Source organism: Bradyrhizobium sp. (assembly GCF_035273305.1).
Lineage (GTDB): Bacteria > Pseudomonadota > Alphaproteobacteria > Rhizobiales > Xanthobacteraceae > Bradyrhizobium.
Map to the genome: position 1 here is coordinate 1 of NZ_DATEPI010000099.1, position 24,995 is coordinate 24,995.

A 24,995-nucleotide genomic window follows, 5' to 3' on the forward strand; every position below is an offset into this window, starting at 1 on the left:
GCTGGTGCCGCGACCGCCGTAGATCAGGCCGGACGTGTGGCGCATCAGATCCTGAATCGTGATTTGACGATTGGCCGGCACCGTTTCGGCGGTGGGTTCGCCGGCCTCGCGCGCGGCGACGCGCATGTTGGCAAATTTGGGGAAGTATTTGCTCAAGGCATCGTCAATCAGGATCTTGCCCTGCTCATAAAGCATCAGCGCGCCTACCGTGGTCATCGGCTTGGTCATCGACGCAATATTGAAAATCGTGTCCGTCGTCATCGCGACTCCCCCTGCCTTGTCGCGCCAGCCATAGGCATCCAGCGCCACCAGTTTGCCGCGCCGTGCGATCGCGATCACCGCGCCGGGTATGCGGCCCGCCTCGATATCGGCTTTGAGCACCGTGCTGATCCGGGCCAGCCGTTCGCTCGAGAGGCCGACCTCTTCAGGCTTGCCGCGCGGCAGGGGGTCATCGGCCAAAGCGGCGCCCGAGGCGAGCATGCAAACCGTCGTCGCGAGTATTTTGGTAGTAGCCATGGAAATCTCCCCTTCGGGCTCTTCGGCCCCGATAAGGCGAGACTAAGATAACGTGCCAGCACGAGCCAGCAGCGTTTGGGTCGGGACTGCCCTGCAGCGGGACCGAAGTCGTTTCGCGGCGGGTTGCACAAAGACTGCTGGCGGCGCATCATCAAAGAAAAGATTGACCAGGGGGAGCCTCATCATGTCCGCATTGTCACGCCGCAAATTTTTGAAGTTTACGGGATCGGCCGCCGCCGGTGTGATGGGGCAAGCGCTTTCATCGCCCGTCAAGGCGGCGATGGGACCAGCCGACAAATTCGACCTTGTGATCAAGGGCGGCGAGGTCCTGGACCCGAGCCAATCGTTACGCGGCAAGCGCGACATCGGCATCCGCTGGGGCGTTGTCGAGGCCGTGGAAGCAGAAATTCCCGCAGCACGCGCATTGAAAACCATCGATGCCGCCGGCAAGCTGGTGACGCCCGGGCTGATCGACTTGCACTGCCACGTCTACCCCTATGGCTCGGCAATCGGCATCCCCGCCGATGAGCTCGTGCAATTCCAGGGCACCACGACCGTGGTTTCGGCGGGCGATGCCGGCGTCAACAATCTCGCGGCGCTGCGCCGCTACATCGTGGCGCAGTCGCGGGCACGGATTTATGCGTTCGTGCACATCGCCAACAATGGATTATCAGCTTTCCCGGTTGCTGAGCTTTACAACATCGATAACGCGCAGATGGAGGCCTGCGCCATGGCTCTGGCCGAAAATCCCGATTTCCTTATTGGGGTGAAGGTGCGGATGTCGGAGAACGTGATCTTTAAACATGGCCTCGAGCCGCTGAAGCGCGGCATCAAGGCCTGCGAGATGTGCGGTTGGCCAGCCAGGATGATGGTCCATATCGGCGGCGTCGAGACAGGCGAGTTGATGTCGCAGATCCTCGATCTGCTTCGGCCGGGCGACGTGCTGACCCATGCCTATTCCGGCGCGCCGAACATGAGCGGCGTTTTCACCAACATAGTGCAGGGCGGTAGCTTGCTGCCGGCGGCGCTCGCCGCCAAGCAGCGCGGGGTGATTTTCGACGTGGGACATGGCGGCGGCAGCTTCGATTTCACCGTGGCAGAGGTGGCAATACCGGCAGGCTGCAGACCCGACACGATCTCGTCCGACATACATGTGTTTTCCGGAAATTCCCCAGGCATGCCATTCCTGCCCAACGTGATGAGCAAGTTCATGGCGATGGGTTTTTCCCTGGAAGACGTGGTGAGGATGACGACCATCGCGCCGGCGAAGATCATCAATCGCGCACCCAACATCGGCACGTTACAAGTCGGCGCGCCCGGCGACGTCGCGATCATGGAACTGGTGGAAGGGCCGGTCTCTTTCGTCGATACCCGCAACAACAAGCGGGACGGCAAGGCCTATCTGAAGCCGATCCAGACCGTGATCAATGGTGTGCCGTTCGGACGGCCCTATCAATCGCCGTTCGCGGTAAAATAGCCAGATCATTTCTGATGCACGCGCGTATCGCTTATTATCTCAGCGATACAGCTGCCGCCGCCGGGCCGTATTTCCGGCCATCGGCATCGCTGCCGTGGCGGGCTCTAGGCGTTGCAATCAAGCTGGCGCGGGCCGGGGAGTCCGGCTAATGGTTCCTTCGCAAAAAACGAGTTACTAAGATGGCCGACCCAATACAGGAAGTTTTGCAGGCCTTTGCTCACGGCGAACTCGTCGTCGTCACGGATGACGATGATCGCGAAGGCGAGGGTGACCTGATCGTGGCGGCTTCACTTTGCACCGCTGAAAAGATGGCGTTTATCATCCGTCACAGCTCGGGCATCGTATGCGCGCCGATTACGACCGAAGATGCCCGCCGGCTGCGGCTGGATCCAATGGTCGCTCACAACGAATCCAGTCACACGACCGCCTTCACCGTTTCCATCGACTACAAGCCCGATGGGGGCACAGGAATATCGGCAGATGAACGCGCCTCCTGCTGCCGCGCGCTGGCCAATCCGAACGTAGGCGCCAACGATTTTGCCCGGCCCGGTCACGTATTTCCGCTGATCGCGCGTGACGGCGGCGTGCTGCTGCGCTCCGGCCATACGGAGGCGGCGGTAGATCTCTGCAAGCTGAGCGGGCTGCCGGCAGTTGGGGTGATCAGCGAATTGATGAATGACGACGGCACGGTTATGAAGGGCGAGCAGGTGGCGCGGTTCGCCGCTGCTCACAAACTCAAGCATGTCACTATCGCCGATATGATTGCCTATCGCCAAGCGCGCGAGAAGCTGATTGAGCGGGTATCGACATTCACCACCGAGAGTCCTATCGGCCCGCTGCAGGGCTTTGCTTATCGCTCACCGTTCGATTCCATCGCGCACGTGGCTTTCGTCTATAATGGCATCGGTGACGGCAAGAATGTGCTGACCCGGTTTCACAAGCCCAACATCGTGAAGGACATCTTCACCGGACCGAAGCGCATGCAAGCCGTGCTTGAACGTTTCAAAAAGGCCGGCAGCGGCGTGTTGATCTACTTACGCGATGGCGCGGCCGGCGTTCCGGTCGCTCCACTTCCGGAAGAGAAGTCGGCGGAGGCCGATCGCAATCGGCAATGGCGCGAAGTCGGGGTCGGTGCGCAAATTCTAAGAGATCTCGGCGTGACCTCGATCCGCAATCTGACTTCATCGGTACACGACTACAAGGGACTGTCGGGGTTCGGCATCGAGATCGTCTCCACCGAACAGCTTGATACTTAGAAGTCAAAGCCTCGATAGGCCATTCCAGGTTCGAGCCTCGCATCCCGAATGTCTGAAACGAGGATTGCCCAATCCATTTGCGCTTCGCTCCGTCGCGTTCTAAAATAAATCGAGTGATGCGAAAGGATTTTCCATGAGCGTGCGACTCCAGCCCAAGGACAAGCCATCCCCGGTGGATTTCCAATGGGACGATCCGTTCATGCTCGATGAGCAACTGACCGAAGACGAGCGCATGATCCGCGATACGGCCCGGGCCTATGCGCAGGATAAGTTGTTGCCTCGAGTGACCAAGGCCTATCTGGAAGAAAAGGTCGATCGGGACATCTTCCATGAGATGGGCGAGCTAGGTCTGATCGGCATTACCTTGCCTGAGGAATATGGTTGCGCCAACGCCAGCTACGTCGCCTATGGCCTGGTCGCTCGGGAGATCGAACGCGTCGATTCCGGATATCGTTCGATGAATTCAGTGCAATCATCGCTCGTGATGCACCCGATCTATGCCTATGGCGACGAGAACCAGCGCAAGAAATACCTGCCGAAGCTCGCCACCGGCGAGTGGGTCGGATGCTTCGGCCTGACCGAGCCCGATGCCGGGTCCGATCCAGGCGGCATGAAGACCCGCGCAGAGAAGACTTCCGACGGCTATCGCCTGACCGGCACCAAAATGTGGATTTCCAACGCGCCGATCGCCGACGTCTTTGTGGTGTGGGCCAAATCGGTTGAGCACAACAATCACATCCGCGGCTTCATCCTCGAGAAGGGCATGAAGGGTCTTTCCGCGCCGAAAATAGGTGGAAAGCTTTCGCTTCGCGCCTCCGTGACCGGCGAGGTGGTCATGGACGGCGTGGAGGTACCGGAGAGTGCGCTTTTGCCCAACGTGTCCGGCCTGAAGGGGCCATTCGGTTGCCTCAACCGCGCCCGTTACGGGATCTCCTGGGGCGCGATGGGTGCGGCGGAAGACTGCATGCATCGCGCACGCCAGTACACGCTTGATCGCAAGCAGTTCAAGCGGCCATTGGCGGCGACGCAGCTGGTGCAGAAGAAACTCGCGGACATGCAGACCGATATCGCACTGGGCCTGCAGGCCTCGCTCCGGGTCGGCCGCCTGATGGACGAAGGCAAGATGGCCCCGGAGATGATTTCCATCGTGAAGCGCAACAACTGTGGCAAGGCGCTGGACATCGCACGCACCGCCCGGGACATGCACGGCGGCAACGGCATCCAGATCGAATATCATGTGATGCGCCACACCGCGAACCTTGAGACCGTGAACACCTATGAAGGCACCCACGACGTCCATGCATTGATCCTCGGCCGCGCCATTACTGGAATTCAGGCCTTTTCGTAATGCGCAATCGCACGACCATGTGAGCCGGGCATCATTCAAATTGGGCCATGGCTCGTCCCGGCTGTGTCGCCGCAAGAAGGGCTTCAGCGAGCAGGCGGTTGCGTGTCCCAGTGATCCACATTTTCCATGCGAGGTGACCACTCGTATCGTGCTTCTTCCCAAAAAGATGCTGACGGGGCTGGGAAGGCTGGATCGTTAAACGTCCCAACCGGGATCCCAAATCGTGTAGAGCCGGTTTCTCGGGTGAAACAAACGGTTACTCCACAGGTCGGGCAGAAATGGTGGTTGATACGAGTTCCGGCGTTACTCGTCCGGGTATAGATTTTATTAGGACCGTTCAGGCGGACGGTTTCCCTCGGAAAATACGCGTTGTTGGTCCATGGCACGCCTGACCGACGCTGACAGTCTCGACAATGGCACGCGTTGACCATCATCGGCTCAGCAGAGACAGTGACACTGAACTCGCCACACAGGCACTTGGCGGTTCTCGGCATATTCGTTGTCTCCTCTGACTGGTGATCCGATCCCGTTTCCGCTCGCGCCTGGACACGCAAGAAAACGAGCCATCCTCGACTTGGATACGACAGAGTGATGAGTACGATAGCACGCGCTTTTCAACGTACGCCAACAGTGAGCAATCTCTTTTATCAGGCAGTCTTGCGATTTGCGTGCCGGAGCCAGGAAAATTGCGGCTTGCGTCGCCGAATGTTATCGACTGTACAGCGTGGCCACCCTGCACAAGGCAGGGCATGACGAACGTATATGCATTTGAGTGCCCCGATGTCAGAAAGCGACGAGATACCGTTCAATCGCGATTTTCCGCTCAAGCCCGGCGTGGTGGACGAAGTCGTTCCAGGCGTGCGGCGGGTTCTCTGCAATAATCCCAGCCCTTTCACCTTCACGGGCACGGTGAGTTATATTATCGGTCGGGGCAAGGTGGCGATCCTTGATCCCGGTCCTGACAATGAGGCACACGCGGCAGCGCTGCTCGACGCCGTGCGCGGCGAGACGGTGACGCATATTCTGGTCACTCACACGCACCGCGACCACTCACCCAACACGTCGCGGATCAAGGCTGCGACCGGCGCAACTGTTTATGCCGAAGGTCCGCATCGCGTCTCGCGTCCGCGATATGAAAGCGAAAAACTCTCGTCGGAATCTGGCGCGGATCGCGAGTTCAACCCCGACATTCGGCTGCCGGACGCAGAACTGATTGAAGGTGGAGATTGGTCGCTCGAGGTCCTCGCTACCCCGGGCCACACCGCCAACCATTTGGCGTTCGCATGGCGGGATCGGAACTTGATTTTCGTCGGCGATCACGTGATGGGCTGGTCGACATCGATCGTGGCGCCTCCGGACGGATCGATGGTCGACTACATGGCCTCGCTCGACAAACTGACGAAGCGCAGTGAGCAATTGTATTTCTCCGGCCACGGACCTGAGGTCCAGCAAGGTCCCCGTTATGTCAATTTCCTGATCCGTCACCGCCGGGCCCGTGAAGCTTCGATTCTGCATCGACTAGGCAAGGGTGAAGCCGATATTCCCACCATCGTGCGTGCGATCTATATCGGAATCGACCCGCGGCTATCGGGAGCCGCGGGCTATTCGGTGCTGGCGCATCTGGAAGATCTCGTCAGCCGCGGCATCGTCGCAACCGATGGTGATCCGGTAATCGGCGGGACTTATCGATTGGCCGATACCAAATAATCAGCCAATCGAAAATCAGGGGAAGCGTCGGCGCGCTCGCGTTTCGTGGCCCGTCCCACGTGCTACTTCTTCACGATCTTGGGCGGCAACTTGGGAGGCGGCTGCGGTTTTTTTAGGTTGGCGCTGTCGGCGGCGGTGCTGATGTCGTCAATCAGTTTGCTGACACGCGCGGCATTGCTGCCGAGATCGCTTTCGAAATAACGTGAGGCTGATCGAATATCGACACGCGATCCATCCCCGTCCGGCACGACGCGGATCGAAACGTCCTCGCGGAATCCCATGATCGGTGTCCGCGCCACCGCCTCGATGTGGCCGATGCGGCGTGGCAGTTGCGGAGGGCGCTCGTCAATGATCAGCCATTTGCGCTTGGTGACTAACTGCAGCGTCACCTCGTAAGCCCGCTGCACGGGAATTTCCAATTCCAGCGTTTCGATGTCAGGATAAGCCGTCCGCTGCTGTTCGGCGGAATACAATCCGGCATAGACGGCCGGGTTGGTGCCCTCGCCAGTACGCAGCCGCGCGAGCGCGTCGAAGCGCGGCGGATCGATGGGATCGGTGGTGATGTCGTGGATCGCCGGGAGCTTCCGGTACTGCAGACCAAGATAGGCCGGGTAGGCCAGGACCACCGCGTCAATCAGAAACGCGAGCAGGATGCGGCTCATGCCGCGCGAACCGTTTTGCCAGATCGCAACGAAGGCGGCCAATCCGAACAGGATCGAGACGCCTGCGCATGCCAGCGCGCCGAAGAAGGTGGCCAGCGCCGGTTTGATTTCGAGAAAGCCAAATCGGACGATCAAGATCGAAACCAGCACCGCGACGACCGAGAATACCGCGAGGTTGCGTGCCCACGATGCGAGGCCGGACACGGGCTCCGACTGATACGGAGCAGAGAACCTGCGGGCCATCCTTGAATTCCAATATGCCTGGTCGTCGCACCGGTCCGGCAGACAACCGGGCGCGGAGGTGACCTAGCGCATTTACCGGCAAAGTGTGAAGCGGTTTATCCCGGAAAATGCGCTTGCATTCTCATGGTGCGCCCGGAAGGCGGCCCTGCCGAGACAGGGCACGCGGAGCATGCCGGTTAATGTGTCGCCGGATTCTTAGCGAGCGGGCAGGACGAGTCAGAGAGTTTTCCGAACGCTTCGTCGCCGGACATGGTCTGCACCAGTTTGTAGTAATCCCACGGATACTTGGATTCCTCCGGCTTCTTCACCTGCATGATATACATTTCGTGTTCCATCAGCCCGTCAGGACGGATCTTGCCGTTGCTGGTGAACATGTCATCGATCTTCACCTTGTGCAGTTCCGCCATCACCTTATCGGCGTCGGTGCTGTTCGCCGCTTTGACCGCGTTGAGATAGGTCATGGTGGCCGAATAATAGGCCGCCTGATTCATCGTCGGCTCATGCTGCGTTTTCGCGAAATACCGTTTCGCGAAAGCGCGGGTCTTGTCGTTCAGATCCCAGTACCAGCCGGTGGTGAGATACAACCCCTGCGCGGTCTTGAGCCCCAAGCTGTGGATGTCGCTTATGAAGGCGAGCAGCGCCGCGGGCTTCATGGTCTTGGCGATGCCGAACTCGTCGGCGGCCTTGATCGAGTTGGTGAAATCGTTTCCGGCATTGGCGAGCCCCAGCACCTGCGCACCCGAATTTTGTGCCTGAAGCAGGTAGCTGGAGAAATCGGAAGTCGAAAGCGGAACGCGCACGGCTCCGAGCACCTTGCCGCCATTGGCTTCCACCACCTTCGCTGCCGCTTCCTGCAATTGCGTGCCGAAGGCATAGTCGGCGGTGAGGAAGAACCAGGTCTTCCCGCCCTGTTTCACCATTGTGGTCGCGGTGCCGTTGCCGAGCGACGTGGTATCATAGGCGTAGTGTACGCTGTAAGGAGTGCAGTCCTTACCCGTCAGCGACGCCCCGGCAGCTCCGACCGCGAAGAAGGGGATCTTCTTCTCCTTGGCGATCGTCGACATCGCGATGCTGACCCCGGTGTTCGAACCGCCCAGTACCATCGTCAGTCCATCGCGGTCTGCCCATTCGCGAAACTTTTGGGCACCGAGGTCCGGCTTGTTCTGGTGATCGGAAGTCAGCAATTCGATCTTGTTGCCGAGAACGCTGCCTCCGAAATCCTCAATCGCCATCTTGGCGGCCTCGACGCCGCCCGGTCCGATGACATCGGCGTACACGCCGGACATGTCATCAATGTCGCCGATCACCACTTTATTTCCCGCAGCGTGGGCTGCCGTCGCCGTGAAGGTGGCCGCAGCCAGCAACCATGGGATGGTTCTAATTCGAACTGAGTTGATCATCTTGAGCATTCCCTCTTATTTGGTTTGGTTCGCAGGCAGGACCTAATTATGAAGTCGCCTTGTCCGGTCCAATTCGCCTTTCGTCGGCATCCGCAAAAATGATGTAAATTGTCGCTTTCCAGGGATCGCGCGACGGCTATCGCGCGCCAGATCGGCGCGCGTGAAGGTTCTTCCAAAATCGAGGGAAGACATGCAGGAAAAGGGAACCGGGGCTTGCTCTAGGCCGCGGCGTTCGGGAACCGATAGCTCTTGAACTGCTCCCGGAGCGCGGTCTTGAGGATCTTTCCGGTCGCGGTGTGGGGAATGGCCTCGATGAACACGACATCATCAGGCATCCACCACTTGGCGATCTTGCCATCCATGAATTTCAGGATGTCCTCGCGCGTCGCCGTTGCGCCGGCCTTGAGCTGCACAATCAACAGCGGACGCTCGTCCCATTTTGGATGGTAGACACCGATCACAGCGGCCTCGGCTACAGCGGGATGGCCGACAGCCAGATTCTCCAGATCGATCGACGATATCCATTCGCCGCCGGATTTGATCACGTCTTTGGATCGGTCGGTGATGCGCATGTATCCGTACTGGTCGATCGTTGCGACGTCACCGGTGTCGAAATAGCCTTCGTCGTCGAGGATCTTGCTGTCGACGCGGAAGTAAGCCTTTGATACGGCCGGGCCGCGCACCTGCAGACGGCCGAAGGTCTTGCCATCCCACGGCAGTTCCTTGCCGGCGTCATCAGTGATCTTCATCTGGACGCCGAACGGCGGATAGCCCTGGGTCTGCAGGATGTCGAGCCGGGCCTCGCCATCGAGTTCGGCGAATGGCGGCTTCAGCGCCGCGAGCGTGCCGATCGGGCTCATTTCGGTCATGCCCCAGGCGTGCCGCACCTTCACGCCCATATCGACGAACGCCTTGATCATCGAGCGCGGCATCGCCGAGCCGCCACACACCACCATCCTTAGATGCGGCAGTTTGAGTTTGCTGGCCGCCATGTGATTGAGCAACATCAGCCACACGGTTGGTACGCCTGCGGTGTGAGTCACCTTCTCGGTGTCGAGCAGTTCGTAAACCGATGCGCCGTCCAGTTTCGCGCCGGGAAGTACCAGCTTTGTGCCCATCGAAGGCGCGGAAAATGCAATTCCCCAACTGTTGGCATGGAACAGCGGGACCACCGGAAGCATCGTATCGGCCGCATTGGCGCCGAGCGAGTCCCCGGTATTGGCCATCAGCGCGTGCAGCACGTTGGATCGATGCGAGTACAAGACGCCCTTGGGATCCCCGGTCGTGCCGGACGTGTAACACATCGCGGCGGCGGTATTTTCGTCAAAAGTCTTCCACTTGAAGTCCCCGTCGGCTTCGGCGATCCAGTCCTCGTAGGCGACCGCATTCTTCAATGTGGTCTGCGGCATGTGCGCCTTGTCGGTGAGCACGATGTAGCGCTCCACGCTCGGCAGCTTGTCGGCAATTTTTTCAACGATCGGCACGAAAGTGGTATCCAGCATCACCACCCGGTCTTGAGCGTGGTTGATGATCCAGGCGATCTGGTCCGGAAACAGCCGTGGATTGATGGTATGGCAGATGGCTCCAATCCCCATGATGCCGTACCAGGCTTCGAGATGGCGCCATGTGTTCCAGGCGATGGTCGCCACGCGGTCGCCGAGCTTGATGCCGTCTCGATCCAGTCGCTGCGAAACTTTCAGCGCCCGCTTGTGAATTTCGGCATAGTTGGTGCGATGGATGGGTCCTTCGACCGATCGCGTAACGACCTCTTGGGTGCCATGGATTGCTGCGGCGTGTTCGATGATCCGGTGACACAGCAAAGGCCAGTCTTGCATCAATCCAAGCATACGGTCGTTCCTCCAGTGTCTAATTCTTTGTCGCGGGTATTGGGATGACCATCAAGTTTAACGCGAGGAAAGCAAGCCGCAAATGGGCTTGTGGTGGGTTGGCCTGCGGCGAAACCGCAATGGCTCTCGCAGGCGCGTTACTGCTGGTGGTGGGCCTGCAAACCGAAGCCCTTGCGTCCCCGCGGAGCCACGGAGCCGGGTCGCGGGAGAGGGCTGGGGAGGCGCAGGACGGCGCGAGGCGGTCAGCCCGAGGCGAGATCGTTGCCCCCCGATCTGTACCGCTGCCCAGGCCGCGGCCACCGGAGGCCCCCGCCAAGGCGCACGAGCAGGCTACCGAGCCAAAAAATTCGACCGACCAGGAGGGCGAGAAGGCCGCCGAGCAGGCCGCGCCGGCCCCTCCGGCACCGTCACCGTGCCGGCAAGCCCTCACCGATGAGATTGCGATCGCGCCGAGCATCCCGGATATTCACGGCCCCGGCGGTTGCGGTGGCGAGGATCTGGTCCGGCTCGAGGCGGTGGTGTTGCCAGACAAGCGTCGGGTGTCGTTAAAGCCGGCGGCCATTCTCCGCTGCACAATGGCATCCGCGATCGCGGACTGGATTCGTACCGACATCACGGCGTTGGCGAGCAATCTCGGCACTTCTGTCAGCGAACTCGACAACTTCGACTCGTTTGAGTGCCGCGGCCGCAATCGCGTTGCTGCCGCTCAGCTTTCCGAACATGCCCGTGCCAATGCGCTCGACGTTCGATCCCTCAACTTCGCCAATGGTCAGTCGATCGCGCTAACGGACCGAACGGTACCGCGTGAGCTTCGTGAAACAGTGCTGCATACAGTATGCGCGCGGTTTTCCACGGTGCTGGGACCAGGTTCGGATTGGTACCACGAGGACCACATTCATCTCGACCTGATGGAGCGACGGAACAATTACAAGATATGCCAATGGGACGTCTGGGACCCGCTGCCCAGGATTGCGCCGTTGATGCCGGCGGCGCGGCCCGACGACGCCCCGCCGCGTGAGACTATTGCCGATGATGAGCAGCATGAAGGCGAACCGACGACGGAAGCCGATCAGCCCGCCGCCTCGAAATCCCCAGCCAAAGAATCGGCCGGTCAAAGCATCCGTTCAGCAAAAAAGCGCCGGTAGAACCGGCGCTTTTTCGAAATCGTACTACGTGGGCGCGGTTACTGCATGATAGGTCCGCCGTAACCGCCTTGCAGCGCCATCTGCGAATTGAATGGCGAGTCGCCGTGCTTCGGCTCCAGCACCACGACGACGGTGCCGAGACCAACGCGTTCGTAGAGGTCGATCACGTCCTCATTGGTCATGCGAATACAGCCCGACGAAATCGAGGTGCCGATATATTCCGGCTGGTTGGTGCCGTGAATACGAAACAGCGTGTCCTTGCCGCCGGAATAGAGATAGAGCGCGCGCGAGCCCATCGGATTGTCCGGCCCGGGCGGCACGAATTTCGGCACGCCGAGCCTGGAGATTTCACCCGGCGTCGGATGCCACGGCGGCCACTCGGTTTTGCTGCCGACTTTCGCGATGCCCGACCACGCCATCGCTTCTTCGCCGACGGTGATGCCGTAGCGGATCGCCTTGCCGTCGTTGAGCACGTAGTAAAGATAGTGGTTGTCGGAATCGACCACGATCGAGCCAGGCGCTTCCTTGCGGTGGTAATCGACAATGGCGCGACGGAAGGGTTCGGGCACGGCGACTTTGGCGTAGCTGACTTTCGACAGCAGCTCCTTATCACGCGGTTTGAAATGCGTGGTGTTGGTCGCCTCGTAGGTGGTGGCCTGCATGCACCCTGATAGCATCAGCCCGGCAGCGAGAACTCCAAACTTCACCCTGAGCGACGCCATGTTCACTTCCGATCGAAAGAGCTTGCGTTCACGCGCTACGCTACGTCGAAAACGCGACGATTCCATTAATTGCATTATGGTCAAAGTGGGTCAAAATTCTACACTTTAGATGGTCCTGCCGCGTTGCGGGATGCTTCCTGTGTCATTTTTGCCGCAAGCCGCTTGCGTGTGCTTGCCAGAATCGAGCTAAGTCCTGTTGGGTAGAGCGCGTGCTCTGCTGGAGTCCCCCATGTTAGCGGTCTTCATCCCCTCGGAAGCCTCATTGAAGAAAGTCGATCTCCCCGATCTGGCGAGCTTGCCGGAGAGCGCTGTCTGGATCGACCTGGTGAAGCCGACGGCTGCGGAGGACAAAGCCGTGGAGCGGTTGGCGGGGATCGCGGTGCCGACCCGAGAGGACATGCAGGAGATCGAGATCTCCAGCCGGCTCTATATCGAGAACGGGGCACGCTACATGACCGCCACCCTGATGTGCGCCGCGGACACGGAGAATCCGCGCACCACCGCGGTGACCTTCATCCTCTCCAGCCACCGCCTGGTGACAGTACGCTATGACGACCCGAAGCCCTTCATGCTGGTGGAGAACAAATTGAGGCGATCCTGCGCGCCCGGCATCACCGGTGAATCGGTGCTGATGGAATTGCTGGACGCGGTGATCGACCGCAACGCTGACATCCTGGAGCGCGCCGGCGGCGACATGGACAGCATCAGCCATGATATTTTCGAACCTGCGGGTGCCGCGCGCACCGGCCACGCCAAACGCTATTCGGACATCCTGATCGCTATCGGCCGGAAGGGCGATCTCACCTCGAAAGTGCGTGAGAGCCTGGTCTCGATCGGGCGCGTCGTGACGTTCGTCGCTGCCGCTGTCGATGGGGTCAAATGGTCCAAGGACATGCGCGAGCAACTAAAGACCATGCAACGCGACGTGATTTCGTTGACCGATCACGCGTCCTATCTATCCAACAAGATCACCTTCGTGCTCGACGCGATGCTCGGCGTCGTCAATCTCGAGCAAAACAACATCATAAAATTGTTCTCGGTGATGGCGGTGGTGCTGATGCCGCCAACCCTGATCGCCTCAATCTACGGGATGAATTTCAAGGTGATGCCTGAGCTCGAATGGCAGCACGGTTATCCTTACGCGCTGGTGGCGATGCTGCTCGCCGCGGTCGGACCCTACGTGTTTTTCAAATGGAAGAAGTGGCTTTAAATGTTAGGTTTTGCGGACTTTCGCGACGCTCCGCCCAGCAAGAACATCGCCTCAATTCGTCCGGTAAAATTTGATGGGTGCACTGAACGCTTATGCGACGGCTTTCTGCCATAACAGGCGATAGGCGCGAGGATCGCAATGGTTGAAAAAGTCGTAACATCACTCCCGAACGTGCTCGATTTCGCGCGCTATCAGGCCGAGCGCACCGCCGTCTGCAACGCGGTTGCGATCTCGGCGCGGCTCTGCCGGCACTGCGGGGCGGCGCTGGCGGAAGGCGAGTATGAGGACGAATGCTCCAGCGCGCTCAACATCGCGCCAACGGGATTTCACGCGGGTGCGCGCAAGCTATACGCGGATTGATCGATCTTGTTCGATCATGGTTCACGCCTGCTATCGAGCACGAATGAAACAAGTTGGATGGGTACGCCGGAGCCTGATCCGTTCCGATTGAATCAGGATGGGCTCGGGCTTGCTTTTCCGAGGCGTTTTCTTCACCCGAACCGGCGTCCACATCGCTCGAAAACGCTCTTTAGACGTGCTGACCGCCGTTGATGTGAATCTCGGCGCCGTTCACATAGGAACTCGTCTCCGTGCATAGCACGTAGATGATCTTCGCCACCTCGTCTGGCGTGCCGAGCCGGTGCAGCGGAATCTGCTGTTCGACAATCTTCTCAGTGCCGGGCGACAGGATCGAGGTATCGATTTCGCCTGGTGCGATCGAGTTGACGCGAATGCCGATGTGGCCGAAATCCGAGGCCATCTCGCGCGTCAGCGACGCCAGCGCGGCTTTCGAGGTGGCATAGGCCGCGCCCGCGAATGGATGCACGCGAGAGCCCGCGATCGAAGTGACGTTGACCACCGAGCCCTTTGCCGCCTTCAATTCCGCTATCAACCCGCGCGCCATCATGATCGGTGCAAAGAAATTGACCCGGAAAACGTGGCTCCAGGTGTCAATGTCGGTATCGATCGAGCCGAGCCGGCCGCCACCTTGCGCTTTCGGCGAGATCGCGGCGTTATTGACCAGCGCGTGCAGTGCCCCGCTGTCAAGTCGCTCGCGGATCTCGGCAATCGCCCTCGTGGTATCGTCGTGATCGGCGAGATCGACCTGGATGTGATCCTCCGGTCCGGCGCCCCACGGGCACTCTTCGGGGAACGGATGACGCGAACAGGTAATGACGCGCCAGCCGGCACTGGAAAAACGGATCACGGTCGCATGACCGATGCCACGGCTGGCGCCGGTTAGAAGCAGCGTACGCCGCGGTCCGTTATGGCTCGTAGTCGGCATGGCGTCCTTCAGACTCTCGATCAGGGATAAAGCCGCGTTTTGGACCAGGCTTGATCGGGTCGCTCGCGGCGGAATTCGATCCGGTCGTGCAAGCGGAACGGACGGTCGTGCCAGAATTCGAACTGCGCTGGGGCAATGCGCCAGCCGCTCCAGCCGGGAGGTCGCGGCACCTCTCCGACGATGTGCTTGGCGGCGACCAGGGCAATCGCCTGCTCGAACGCAAACCGGCTTTCCAGCGGCTGTGATTGTTTGCTGGCCCATGCGCCGATCTGGGCCTGCTTCGGCCGGGTGGCGAAATACGCGTCTGCCTCGGCCTCGGTCACCGGTGACACGTTGCCGCGAATGCGAACCTGACGCCGCAACGACTTCCAGTGAAACAGCAACGCGGCCTTTGGATTGGCGGCGAGCTGGCGGCCCTTGGAGCTCGCGATGTGACTGTAGAATACGAAACCTTCGCTGTCGTAGCCCTTCATCAGCACCATTCTCAGATCGGGCAACCCATCGGCGTCAACGGTGGCCAGCGCCATGGCATTGGGATCGCTCGGTTCGGACTTCACGGCCTCCGCGAACCATTCTGCGAACAGCGCAAACGGCTCCTCGGCGCCGGTGAAATCACGATCTGTTAACGCGGCCGGGTGTTTGATGGAGGTCGTGTCGGTCATTTCGGAGTTCCGAGTTGCGTTCGCTCGCAGTCCAGGAGCCGCTGCCGCCCCTGTATAGGTTCGCCCTATATAAGACATGGCGGCGCGTTGGCCTATCAGCGATCGGCCGGACGGGCACCGTAATGACAGCGATTCTAATCGCCGCGGGGACAGTCGGCTGTAGTCAGTTAAGGAACAACAGCGCTTTCGCTAAACTGGAAGATAGGGAAGTGACCGCCTCGGTTGACCCCGGCCGGGCGGGCGCGCCGGGGCCGACCGAAAGCGACCTCGCTTTCGCTCGCAATGCCGCTTCGGATGTGCTGACCAAGGGCGACAAGGATTCAAGCCAGTCGTGGGAAAATCCTGAGACCGGCGCGCGCGGCTCGGTAACCCCGGTTGCTTCGGCCTATTTGCGGGACGGGCGCGCTTGCCGGGATTTCCTGGCGAGCTACGTCAACGGACGCAACGAGAGCTGGCTGCACGGATCTGCATGCCAGATCGCTCATGGGCGTTGGGAAATCCACACGTTAAAGCCGTGGACACAAAGCTGAACTCGGGACCGCCCCGTTGCAAAAATGCCACGAGGACCCCAAATGACACCTTGGTGGGCGGGCAGCCCTTCGCTTAACATTTGGTTTCCCTGAAGGAGACGTGACGAATGCGCGACCCCTATGAGGTCTTGGGGGTGCCGCGGGGCGCCAGCGCCGCGGCGATCAAGAGCGCCTATCGCAAGCTTGCCAAGAAACATCACCCCGACGCCAACAAGAACGATCCGAAATCGGCCGCGCGTTTTGCCGAGCTGAACGCCGCCAATGAAATCATCGGCGACGAGGCAAAGCGCAAGCAGTTCGATCGCGGCGAGATCGATGCCGAGGGTAAGCCACGCTTCCAGGGCTTTCCTGGCGGCGATCCGCGAACGCGCGGCGGCCCTGGTGGATTCGAGACCCACACCTTCCGCACTGGTGGCGCTGGTCCCGGCGGCTTCGGTGGCGGCGGGTTCGAGGACATTCTCAACAGTATGTTCGGGGGCGCCGCGGCCCGGGGCGGCGCGCGGCCCGGTGGCGGCACCACTTTCGAGTTCGATACCGGCGGCCTAGCGGTCGATCTCGATGTCAATGTCGCCATGACGGTATCGCTGGAAGAATCGGTGAAGGGCGCGGAAAAGCGCGTCCGGCTGCCGACCGGCAAAGAACTCAACGTCAAGATTCCGCCTGGCGTGATTACCGGCCAGCAAATCCGGTTGAAGGGGCAGGGCGAGACCGCGCCTGGTCACAGGCCCGGCGATCTCCTGATCACCGTTAACATTGCGCCCCATCCTTTCTTCAAGGTCGAGGGCAGCGACCTGCGCCTCGAGCTGCCGATCACGCTTTATGAGGCCGTTCTCGGCGGCAAGGTTCGCGTGCCGACACTCGGCGGTCCGGTCGAGTTGTCGATCCCGAAAAACACGTCCAGCGGGCGGACCTTCCGGCTAAAAGGTAAGGGCCTGCCTAAGCCCACTGGAGCGGCCGGCGACCTGTTTGCCGTCACCCGCATCATGCTGCCCGACGGGAACGACGCGGAACTCGAAGCGTTGATGCAAAAATGGCGCGACCGACACCCCTACAATCCACGCAGCGACCTGACTTGACCGTCGGTTAAGCCACTGACAAGCCTTGTGGACCTAAAAAAGGGCGGCCTCGACGAGGGACCAGCGCGGTACAAAACCCCATCGAGGCCGCTTGCGTCGATCGGCGGATCGAGCGCGGAACAATTCCGCGTGATCACCCGGTGCGATTTTGAGACGCCTCGATGTTCCAATTCCAGATTTTCAATGTCGGAATTGGGACAATTGCTTTCCGATCAGCCGCCGGTCTTTTCGGACTGATCATAAACCAGCCGCGCCACCTGCGTCAGACGCTCGCGGTCCGTGCTGCCGCTGACCACGTAACCCACCCCGCGATCGGCCCAGAACAGCGCGCCATCGCCATCCTGCTTCGCGTACCGCATCTGAGTGGTCTCGGTCTTGGCCCGTGCGGTGTAGACCGTGAAGCGTTCCCCCGACGCACTTTCGTACATCAGGAATGAAGCCGGCCCTGTAGGACCGGGCAATAGCCGTCCGCCAACCAGCTTCAGTCCGGTGGCACCCAGCTCCGGCGCGCGGACGTCCCAGCCGCAGCGCTTGGTGAGCCATTGCTGCAGATGCGCGCGTTCGCTGCCGGGCACCTCGACCGGATGGCGCACCTCGACCACGTAGAGGCGGTGCGCCTCCAACGCGTCGCCGGTGAAATTCTGGAACGTCGATGGGGAAGCAGCCGCGCCATGGGCGAGCCAACCCAACCCGCCGCCCGCAATGAACGCTGCGAGTGTCGCGGCGACCGCGCCGTAGAACCATTTGCGCGGTTGGCGCACTAGGCGCTCGATCTCAAGCCGTCTCGGCACCGGCTCATCCGCGACAGTATCGTAGCGCGCATGCAGCGCGTCCGCCATTGCGAGCCATGATCGCACCCGTTCTGCGTCATCCGGACGAGACGCGAGCCAAGCCTCGACATCGGCACGGCGTTCCGCAGGCAGCTCGTTATCGACGTAAGCGTGCAATTCGTCTTCGGTGACGGGAATATTGCGGTTGGTCATGGTCGTGGTCTCTGTCTAATCTCAAAATTAAAAACAGTCGCATCATCTACATGCACAATGCCTGCCATCATTTCACCCGCCTGAGCGCAGCGGGCTTGCCGTCGAGCGAGGCTTTCACATGGGCGCGAGCGCGGGCAAGGCGCGACATCACCGTACCGATCGGCACGCCCTGGATCTCGGCAACTTCGCGATAGCTCAAACCTTCCAGCATCACCAACAGCAGCACCGAGCGCTGCTCTTCGACCAGTGTCGCCAGCGCGCGGGCGATGTCGCGTCCTTCAGCCTCTGTCCCGCTGGCGTCGGGGTTGTTGTCGAGCAGCGGCATGAACTGCGGCCGTCTCGCCAGCGAACGCCGCCGATTTTTGTTCAGGTTGGTCAGGATGGTGTAAAGCCAGCTCCTGACATCGCCGCCAAGAAACAACCGTTCGGAACGCAACGCCCGCACCAGCGTGTCCTGCACCAGATCGTCAGCAATATCCGCATCGCGCGCCAGTGCTCGCGCATAACGGCGCAAGGCCGGAATCATGGCTTCGACGCTCTGGCGAAACGCGGTCATTCACGTCCGTTCGGTTGGCGCGTCCGGGCGCCCAATTTCCGCAAACGCCTTAGCCAAGATAACACCAATATAACAGCGTTATTCCGGCGATTGGCGCTGCCGATGCAAACAGGTCCATTTCGAGATACGGATTTGGGCTGTACCGGCCGGAAGCACTGGTGTACCTCCAGACCGGTATCGCGAGTTCGGAGATCTCGGTTCGCGCAGAGCGCAATGAAATTCGTCAGCAAAACGAGTGAAACCGACATTAACGATATCGCATATCTCCAAGGTGACGCCTCCACGAGGATCGCACACTCGCAGCAAGTTCAGCTCCGCAAATTCAGATCACGTTCGATTGGGAAATTCTAGATGGCGCAGAATTCAGGTCTGATGAAAGGCAAACGAGGCGTGATCCTCGGCGTCGCCAACAGCCGCTCGATTGCCTGGGGCATCGCCAAGGCCTGCCATGCCGCGGGTGCGGAAATCGCGTTGACATGGCAGGGTGATGCGCTGAAAAAACGTGTCGAGCCGCTGGCGAAAGAACTTGATGGCATCCTGCTCGGCCATTGCGATGTTACGGACCCCGCGACTATCGATGCGGTTTTCGATGTGCTCAAGCAGAAATGGGGCAAGATCGATTTCGTCGTGCACGCGATCGCGTTCTCCGACAAGGATGAACTCGACGGTCGCTATCTCGACACCTCAGCGGATAATTTTTCGAAGACCATGCTGATCAGCTGCTACTCGCTGACGGCGGTCGCTCAGCGTGCCGAAAAGCTTTTAACCGACGGTGGCTCGATCGTGACATTGACCTATTACGGCGCCGAGAAGTGGATGCCGCATTACAATGTGATGGGCGTCGCGAAAGCCGCGTTGGAGGCAAGCGTGCGTTATCTCGCCGCGGACCTCGGTGAGAAGAGCATCCGAGTGAACGCGATTTCGGCTGGCCCGATCAAGACGCTGGCGGCCTCCGGCATTGGCGACTTCCGATACATTCTGAAGTGGAACGAATACAATGCGCCAATGCGCCGCACCGTAACGATCGAGGAGGTCGGCGACAGCGCGTTGTATCTGCTGTCCGACCTGTCTCGCGGCGTCACCGGCGAGGTGCACCATGTGGACTCCGGCTATCATGTCGTGGGCATGAAGCGCCCGGACGCGCCGGATATTTCGCTGAGCAATACCTTGAGCAAGGAATAGCTTTAAGGCTCTGCCAGTGCCCGTCATCTATTACATTCGCCACGGCGAGACCGAGTGGAACGCGGAAGGAAAGCTGCAAGGCATGCGGGATATCCCGCTCAATGATCTCGGCCGCAAACAGGCTGCGCAGGCTGGCTCCATCCTTGCTGATCTGTTCGCGCGCGATGGACGCTGCGAAGCCTCTCTGCAGTTTGTCGCAAGCCCACTCGGGCGTGCGCGCTCGACGATGGAGCTGGTGCGCGTAGCGTTGGGGCTTCCGCCTCGGCAATATCAGGTCGACGATCGGTTGCGTGAGATAGGCTATGGTCGCTGGGAAGGTGCGACACTGGCGGAGACGGAGATATCGGATCCCGAACTTTACGTTAGGCGTCAGGCCGAGAAATGGACTGTGCCGCCGCCAGGAGGGGAGAGCTATGTCCAGGTGCAGGCCCGCGTAAGCGATTGGTACGGCCAGTTGAGGGGCGACACCGTCGCTGTCGCCCACGGCGGCACCGGGCGAGCGCTGATGGTGGCGCTGGGCATCGAGACACCCCAAAGCGCCGCCGAGCTGACCATCGAACAAGGCGCGGTCTATGTGTTCAATGACGACGGATTGTCCAAGTATAGTTAAGACGGATTGGGCTCAAACCTTAGGGCCGGGCTCCGTCCGCTGGGTAAGATGGGTCGATGAGAGCAGGCGGTTTGACCGGCCTAGTCCCGCGGGTTACGACTTTTACTATCGACTTACTTTCGACCAATGAACGCGACGCAATGTCCTTCAATACCTTCGGCCATATGTTCCGGGTTACGACCTTCGGCGAAAGCCATGGGATTGCGATCGGCTGCGTGGTCGATGGCTGTCCGCCGCTTCTGCCGCTGACCGAAGAGGACATCCAAGGCGATCTCGATCGCCGCCGACCCGGGCAGTCGCGATTCACCACGCAGCGTCAGGAATCGGACGCCGTAAAGATTCTGTCCGGGGTCATGGCGCATCCCGACACCGGCGCGCAGGTGACGACCGGCACACCCATCGCGCTGCTGATCCAAAATACTGATCAGCGCTCAAAGGATTATTCCGACATCAACGACAAGTTTCGTCCGGGCCACGCCGATTTCACTTATGAAGCCAAATACGGACTGCGCGATTACCGAGGCGGAGGACGCTCCTCCGCACGCGAGACTGCCATGCGGGTCGCCGCGGGCGCCATCGCCCGCAAGATTTTGCCGGGGGTGAGCGTGCGTGGCGCGCTGGTGCAGATGGGTCCGCACAAGATCGATCGCGAAAAATGGGATTGGGACGAAATCCCACGCAATCCGTTTTTCTGCCCGGACAAGGGGAAGGCTGCGTTTTTTGAAGACTATCTCGATGGCATCCGGAAAAACGGATCCTCGATCGGCGCGGTGATCGAGATCGTCGCGGAGGGCGTGCCGGCGGGACTTGGCGCGCCGATCTATGCGAAGCTCGATGGGGAGCTGGCCGCCGCGCTGATGAGCATCAATGCGGTCAAGGGTGTCGAGATCGGCGCCGGTTTCGGTGCGGCCGAATTATCCGGCGAGGAAAACGCCGACGAGATGCGGATGGGCAATCAAGGCGTCAGCTTCATGTCCAATCATGCCGGCGGTATCTTGGGCGGCATCTCTACGGGGCAGCCGGTGGTGGCACGGTTTGCGGTCAAGCCGACATCCTCGATCCTGTCACCTCGCCGCACCGTGAACCGCAGCGGCGTCGACACCGACATCACCACCAAAGGTCGCCACGATCCTTGTGTAGGCATCCGCGCCGTGCCGGTCGGCGAAGCCATGATGGCCTGTGTGCTCGCCGATCATTTCCTTAGGCATCGCGGGCAGGTGGGCAAGTAGCGCGCTTCGATCGGGGAGGCCGGCTGGCTCTGCAAGTCGGCTGGCGTTCAGCGTAATCCGACAACTTGCTTAGCCCGGACGTTTCCAAAAGCTGCGCTGCAAAGGCAGGCGTTATGAATGCACCGGAACTACAAAAAATCATCGATTGGCTGATCGATGGCGCGCGGTCGGCGCCCACGCCCGTGGCACTGATAAAAGAGACTTGCGAGCGCCTCTTGGCGGCGGGCGTGCCGCTATGGCGTGCGGGCGCATTCGTGCAGACGCTGCATCCCGACGTGTTCGGCCGCAGCTTCATCTGGCGCGACGGAGCGGAAGTGGTCGTCAACACCGCCAGTTTCGATCTGCCGGAATCCCCCGAGTTCACCCGGAATCCGCTCGCCATCCTCTATGCCAGTGGACACGAAGTGAGGTATCGCCTTGACGATCCGGAAAGCAAGCGCTTCCCACTCCTTGAGGACATGCGCGCCGAAGGCGTCACCGATTACATTGCAATACCGCTCCGTTTTACCGATGGTTCGATTCACGCAACGAGCTGGTCTACCAGGCATCCTGACGGATTCACCGATGGCCAGCTCGATGCGTTGCGCACGCTCATGGTTCCTTTTGCCCGGCTCGGCGAAATCTTTGCGCTCCGTCGCACGGCGGCCACGCTGCTCGATACCTACGTCGGCAATCGCGCCGGGGAGCGAATTCTTGCCGGCCAGATTCGCCGCGGGCATGCCGAGACCATGCAGGTCGCGATCTGGCTCTCCGACCTGCGCGGCTTCACTGCGTTGTCGGACCGATTACCGCCCGAGATCGTCGTGGACGTCCTGAATCAATATTTCGATTGCCAGGTCCCGGTCATCCGCAAGCATGGCGGCGAAATCCTGAAGTTCATGGGCGACGGCCTGCTCGCGGTTTTCCCGATCGCCAAAGACAAGGGCAATATCGGGGAAGTTTGCGGACGCGTGCTGGAGGCGGCACGCGAAGCCCGCGTTAATGTGGATGCCATGCACTACCCGAGCGGAGAGGCGGTCGAACGGTTTCGCTTCGGTGTGGCGCTTCATATCGGAGACATTTTGTTCGGCAATATCGGCGGCAGTAGCCGGCTCGATTTCACCTGCATCGGCCCCGCGGTCAATCTCGCAGCCCGGTTAGAAAAAATCGCCGGCCGCCTCAAGCGCACGGTCGTCGCCTCGGCGGGATTCGCCGGCATATGCACCAACGACTGGATGGATCTAGGCGAGTTTCCAATCGCCGGCTTCTCCAGAGCGCAGAGAGTATTTGGCCTGCGGGAGGAGCTTGCGGAATAGATTCAGCGCCGAAGCCGCTGCTACTCCTCCGGCTCGGTGGTGAACAGCAGCGGGTAGCCCTTGGCGCGACCGGCATCGGTAGCGCGCGTCGCCTTGGTTTCGGCCACGTCCTTTGTGAACACGGCAACCACGCAAACGCCGCGCCGGTGTGCTGTAATCATGACCTTGTGGGCCTGATCCTCGGTCATACGGAATTCGGCCTTCAGCACGGTGACGACGAATTCGCGAGGCGTGTAGTCGTCGTTGACGAGAATGACCTTGTGCAGACGCGGCCGTTCGGTCTTGGTCTTGACCTTTGTCTTCGGCTTGGTGACGGCGTCGATCATTCCGGCGGCACCTCCAGAGCTTACGAGCATTGGCTAACCAGAATACATCCTCATTAACGATGGCGGAACCGGGCCTTTTCACTCGGTCGAGTGCAAATGCGCAACCATGGCCGGCTCACATGACTGGAATGTGTGAGGCGAGGCGATGTTCCCGCTTTTCCACTGGGTGTTTGCGTGTCACCATTGCGGCACTCGATGGGAGGGCCGCTGTGCGCTGGTGTGTCTCGATCGGTGCGGTGCTTTTCGCGGGCGCTATGCTTGGCGGCGATGTCGCCAGCTTCGCGGCGCCCAATGCCAGCCCTCCATTTGCGGCGCAAGTGACGCCTCGATCGGCGGACAATCAAACCGCGCCCACCGTCGATGTCGAACTGATCCTCGCAGTCGATGTCTCCTATTCGATGGATATGGACGAGTTGGCGATCCAGCGTGAGGGCTACGCCCAGGCGATCGTTTCCAAGGAATTTCTGCAAGCGCTGAAAAGCCTGCCAAACGGCAAGATTGCGGTGACCTATTTCGAATGGGCCGCATCCAGCGACCAGAAAGTCATCATCCCGTGGCGCTTAATCGATGGTCCGGAAACGGCGGATGCCGTCGCCAACGAAATCATGAAGACGCCGATCCGGCGGGCGTCGCGCACCTCGATTTCGGGTGCGATCTATTTCGCGATGCCGCTGTTTGAGGAGAATCCGTATCACGGGCTGCGACGCGTGATCGATATCTCCGGCGACGGGCCGAATAACAATGGCGCGCCGGTCACTGGCGCACGTGATGCCGCGCTGGAGAAGGGAATTATCATCAACGGCCTGCCAATCATGGTGAAGGAGCCGTCCTATTCGACCATGGATATCGAAAATCTCGATTTGTATTACGAGGACTGCGTGATCGGCGGCCCGGGATCCTTCGTGGTCACGATCAAGGACCGCGAGAAGTTCAAGGAGGCGATCCGGGCCAAGCTGCTGCTCGAAGTGGCCGGCCGCACCCCCGAACGCCGCGTCGTTCCGGTAGCGGCGAAAGAGCCACGCGTCTCCTGCCTGATCGGCGAGAAGATTTGGCAGGACCGCTGGGGACGGTGAATGGTTGCGACTTAAATCCGCGCCTCCAGGATGAGATTGAACGGAGTCTCGGCTGCGCGGCGGAACTGGTTCAGCCCGCCTTTGCTGGCCACCTCGCGAAGCCGCGCCTCGCCGGCCTGCGCGCCGAGCGCCATTCCGACCTCCTGATCAAGCGAAGCGGGCGTGCAAACGACCGTTGACGCCGCGTAGAAAATTCGCCCGACCGGATTGAGATTGTCCTCGAGGCGATCGTGAGCGAACGGCTCAACCAGCATGATCGTGCCGTCAGGGGCCATGCTCTCGCGCGCATGTTTCATCGCGCCGACTGGGTCACCCATGTCGTGCAGGCAGTCGAAAAAGCAGATCAGGTCATAGTCCGCGGCAGGATAGGTTTTGGCAGAGTGGACGTCGAAGCGCAGGCGCTCCGCAGCTCCGGTATGGTCTGCGTGCAGGCGCGCGGCTTCGATTGAGGCGGGATGATAGTCAAAGCCGTAGAAGCGCGAATTTGGAAATGCCTCGGCCATCAATAGGGTGGAGACCCCATGACCGCAGCCGATGTCGGCGACCGTACAGCCGCGCTTCAGCTTTTCGACGACGCCATCGAGAGCAGGCAGCCATTCCTGCACCAGACGATGCTTGTAGCCGGTACGAAAAAAACGCGCCGTGCCGCAGAACA

Annotated in this window: 26 protein-coding genes; 14 read left to right on the forward strand and 12 right to left on the reverse strand. The window is 60.4% G+C overall.

Going from position 1 to position 24,995, the window contains the following annotated elements:
• Positions 1 to 516, reverse strand: a 516-nt coding sequence (locus VJV58_RS06180) for a serine hydrolase domain-containing protein (protein WP_324136454.1), incomplete at its 3' end; no start/stop codon positions are given.
• 184 nt (positions 517 to 700) lie between these two features.
• Here VJV58_RS06180 and VJV58_RS06185 point away from each other — a divergent pair.
• The 3 genes from VJV58_RS06185 to VJV58_RS06195 all read left to right on the forward strand — a co-directional run bounded on the left by VJV58_RS06185 (position 701) and on the right by VJV58_RS06195 (position 4,597).
• Positions 701 to 1,993, forward strand: a complete 1,293-nt coding sequence (locus VJV58_RS06185; RefSeq protein ID WP_324136455.1) for an amidohydrolase/deacetylase family metallohydrolase — start codon at positions 701 to 703, stop codon at positions 1,991 to 1,993.
• A gap of 179 nt (positions 1,994 to 2,172) precedes the next feature.
• Positions 2,173 to 3,249: a 3,4-dihydroxy-2-butanone-4-phosphate synthase gene (gene ribB / locus VJV58_RS06190; protein ID WP_324136456.1), complete on the forward strand. Its 1,077-nt coding sequence runs from the start codon at positions 2,173 to 2,175 to the stop codon at positions 3,247 to 3,249.
• Between the two features lie 133 nt (positions 3,250 to 3,382).
• Positions 3,383 to 4,597: an acyl-CoA dehydrogenase gene (locus VJV58_RS06195; RefSeq protein WP_324136457.1), complete on the forward strand. Its 1,215-nt coding sequence runs from the start codon at positions 3,383 to 3,385 to the stop codon at positions 4,595 to 4,597.
• Between the two features lie 83 nt (positions 4,598 to 4,680).
• Here VJV58_RS06195 and VJV58_RS22370 read toward each other — a convergent pair whose 3' ends face one another.
• Positions 4,681 to 5,091 (reverse strand): GFA family protein, encoded by a 411-nt coding sequence (locus tag VJV58_RS22370; protein ID WP_414641420.1) that lies wholly within the window; start codon positions 5,089 to 5,091, stop codon positions 4,681 to 4,683.
• A gap of 286 nt (positions 5,092 to 5,377) precedes the next feature.
• Between VJV58_RS22370 and VJV58_RS06200 the strand changes: the two genes are divergently transcribed.
• The gene (locus VJV58_RS06200; protein WP_324136458.1) at positions 5,378 to 6,304 is read left to right on the forward strand and encodes an MBL fold metallo-hydrolase; all 927 of its coding nucleotides are present in this window, start codon (positions 5,378 to 5,380) and stop codon (positions 6,302 to 6,304) included.
• 62 nt (positions 6,305 to 6,366) lie between these two features.
• Here the strand turns inward: VJV58_RS06200 and VJV58_RS06205 are convergent, their stop codons facing one another.
• The 3 genes from VJV58_RS06205 to VJV58_RS06215 form a co-directional block, all read right to left on the reverse strand.
• Positions 6,367 to 7,209: a DUF1499 domain-containing protein gene (locus tag VJV58_RS06205; RefSeq protein WP_324136459.1), complete on the reverse strand. Its 843-nt coding sequence runs from the start codon at positions 7,207 to 7,209 to the stop codon at positions 6,367 to 6,369.
• Between the two features lie 176 nt (positions 7,210 to 7,385).
• A complete protein-coding gene (locus tag VJV58_RS06210) occupies positions 7,386 to 8,609 on the reverse strand; it encodes an ABC transporter substrate-binding protein (RefSeq protein ID WP_324136460.1) in 1,224 nt (407 codons plus the stop codon).
• A 218-nt stretch (positions 8,610 to 8,827) separates the two neighbouring features.
• Positions 8,828 to 10,456, reverse strand: coding sequence for a fatty-acid--CoA ligase (locus VJV58_RS06215; protein ID WP_324136461.1), 1,629 nt, complete (start codon positions 10,454 to 10,456; stop codon positions 8,828 to 8,830).
• Between the two features lie 50 nt (positions 10,457 to 10,506).
• Here VJV58_RS06215 and VJV58_RS06220 point away from each other — a divergent pair, with 50 nt between their 5' ends.
• A complete protein-coding gene (locus VJV58_RS06220; RefSeq protein ID WP_414641422.1) occupies positions 10,507 to 11,601 on the forward strand; it encodes an extensin family protein in 1,095 nt (364 codons plus the stop codon).
• 38 nt (positions 11,602 to 11,639) lie between these two features.
• Here VJV58_RS06220 and VJV58_RS06225 read toward each other — a convergent pair whose 3' ends face one another.
• Entirely contained in the window at positions 11,640 to 12,323 is a 684-nt protein-coding gene (locus tag VJV58_RS06225) for a L,D-transpeptidase (RefSeq protein WP_324136463.1), read from the reverse strand.
• A gap of 229 nt (positions 12,324 to 12,552) precedes the next feature.
• On the opposite strand from VJV58_RS06225, the gene VJV58_RS06230 reads away from it, so the two are divergent.
• On the forward strand, positions 12,553 to 13,533 hold the full coding sequence (locus VJV58_RS06230; RefSeq protein ID WP_324136464.1) for a magnesium transporter CorA family protein: 981 nt from the start codon (positions 12,553 to 12,555) through the stop codon (positions 13,531 to 13,533).
• A gap of 138 nt (positions 13,534 to 13,671) precedes the next feature.
• Positions 13,672 to 13,893, forward strand: a complete 222-nt coding sequence (locus VJV58_RS06235) for a hypothetical protein (protein ID WP_324136465.1) — start codon at positions 13,672 to 13,674, stop codon at positions 13,891 to 13,893.
• Between the two features lie 169 nt (positions 13,894 to 14,062).
• Here the strand turns inward: VJV58_RS06235 and VJV58_RS06240 are convergent, their stop codons facing one another.
• Both VJV58_RS06240 and pdxH read right to left on the reverse strand, forming a co-directional pair.
• The gene (locus VJV58_RS06240; RefSeq protein WP_324136466.1) at positions 14,063 to 14,818 is read right to left on the reverse strand and encodes an SDR family oxidoreductase; all 756 of its coding nucleotides are present in this window, start codon (positions 14,816 to 14,818) and stop codon (positions 14,063 to 14,065) included.
• Between the two features lie 20 nt (positions 14,819 to 14,838).
• On the reverse strand, positions 14,839 to 15,480 hold the full coding sequence (pdxH, locus tag VJV58_RS06245) for a pyridoxamine 5'-phosphate oxidase (RefSeq protein ID WP_324136467.1): 642 nt from the start codon (positions 15,478 to 15,480) through the stop codon (positions 14,839 to 14,841).
• A gap of 122 nt (positions 15,481 to 15,602) precedes the next feature.
• Between pdxH and VJV58_RS06250 the strand changes: the two genes are divergently transcribed.
• Both VJV58_RS06250 and VJV58_RS06255 read left to right on the forward strand, forming a co-directional pair.
• The gene (locus tag VJV58_RS06250) at positions 15,603 to 16,010 is read left to right on the forward strand and encodes an RT0821/Lpp0805 family surface protein (RefSeq protein ID WP_324136468.1); all 408 of its coding nucleotides are present in this window, start codon (positions 15,603 to 15,605) and stop codon (positions 16,008 to 16,010) included.
• A 107-nt stretch (positions 16,011 to 16,117) separates the two neighbouring features.
• Complete coding sequence (locus VJV58_RS06255) at positions 16,118 to 17,086, forward strand: J domain-containing protein (RefSeq protein ID WP_324136469.1); 969 nt, start codon at positions 16,118 to 16,120, stop codon at positions 17,084 to 17,086.
• Positions 17,087 to 17,298: 212 nt separating this feature from the next.
• On the opposite strand, the gene VJV58_RS06260 is transcribed toward VJV58_RS06255, so the two are convergent.
• Both VJV58_RS06260 and VJV58_RS06265 read right to left on the reverse strand, forming a co-directional pair.
• A complete protein-coding gene (locus VJV58_RS06260) occupies positions 17,299 to 18,069 on the reverse strand; it encodes an anti-sigma factor (protein WP_324136470.1) in 771 nt (256 codons plus the stop codon).
• A gap of 67 nt (positions 18,070 to 18,136) precedes the next feature.
• Entirely contained in the window at positions 18,137 to 18,625 is a 489-nt protein-coding gene (locus tag VJV58_RS06265) for an RNA polymerase sigma factor (protein WP_324136471.1), read from the reverse strand.
• A gap of 351 nt (positions 18,626 to 18,976) precedes the next feature.
• On the opposite strand from VJV58_RS06265, the gene fabI reads away from it, so the two are divergent.
• From fabI to VJV58_RS06285, 4 genes are all read left to right on the forward strand, one after another.
• A complete protein-coding gene (gene fabI, locus VJV58_RS06270) occupies positions 18,977 to 19,807 on the forward strand; it encodes an enoyl-ACP reductase FabI (RefSeq protein WP_324136472.1) in 831 nt (276 codons plus the stop codon).
• A gap of 10 nt (positions 19,808 to 19,817) precedes the next feature.
• Positions 19,818 to 20,417 (forward strand): histidine phosphatase family protein, encoded by a 600-nt coding sequence (locus VJV58_RS06275; RefSeq protein WP_324136478.1) that lies wholly within the window; start codon positions 19,818 to 19,820, stop codon positions 20,415 to 20,417.
• A 140-nt stretch (positions 20,418 to 20,557) separates the two neighbouring features.
• Positions 20,558 to 21,646 carry a chorismate synthase gene (gene aroC, locus VJV58_RS06280; protein ID WP_324136473.1) on the forward strand — a complete coding sequence of 363 codons (1,089 nt, stop codon included), beginning with the start codon at positions 20,558 to 20,560 and terminating at the stop codon, positions 21,644 to 21,646.
• A 113-nt stretch (positions 21,647 to 21,759) separates the two neighbouring features.
• Complete coding sequence (locus VJV58_RS06285) at positions 21,760 to 22,941, forward strand: adenylate/guanylate cyclase domain-containing protein (RefSeq protein WP_324136474.1); 1,182 nt, start codon at positions 21,760 to 21,762, stop codon at positions 22,939 to 22,941.
• A gap of 20 nt (positions 22,942 to 22,961) precedes the next feature.
• Here the strand turns inward: VJV58_RS06285 and clpS are convergent, their stop codons facing one another.
• Positions 22,962 to 23,267 carry an ATP-dependent Clp protease adapter ClpS gene (clpS, locus tag VJV58_RS06290; RefSeq protein ID WP_324136475.1) on the reverse strand — a complete coding sequence of 102 codons (306 nt, stop codon included), beginning with the start codon at positions 23,265 to 23,267 and terminating at the stop codon, positions 22,962 to 22,964.
• 209 nt (positions 23,268 to 23,476) lie between these two features.
• Between clpS and VJV58_RS06295 the strand changes: the two genes are divergently transcribed.
• Positions 23,477 to 24,340: a DUF1194 domain-containing protein gene (locus tag VJV58_RS06295; RefSeq protein WP_324136476.1), complete on the forward strand. Its 864-nt coding sequence runs from the start codon at positions 23,477 to 23,479 to the stop codon at positions 24,338 to 24,340.
• A gap of 11 nt (positions 24,341 to 24,351) precedes the next feature.
• On the opposite strand, the gene VJV58_RS06300 is transcribed toward VJV58_RS06295, so the two are convergent.
• On the reverse strand, positions 24,352 to 24,995 hold a 644-nt coding region (locus tag VJV58_RS06300; RefSeq protein ID WP_324136477.1), incomplete at its 5' end, for a class I SAM-dependent methyltransferase.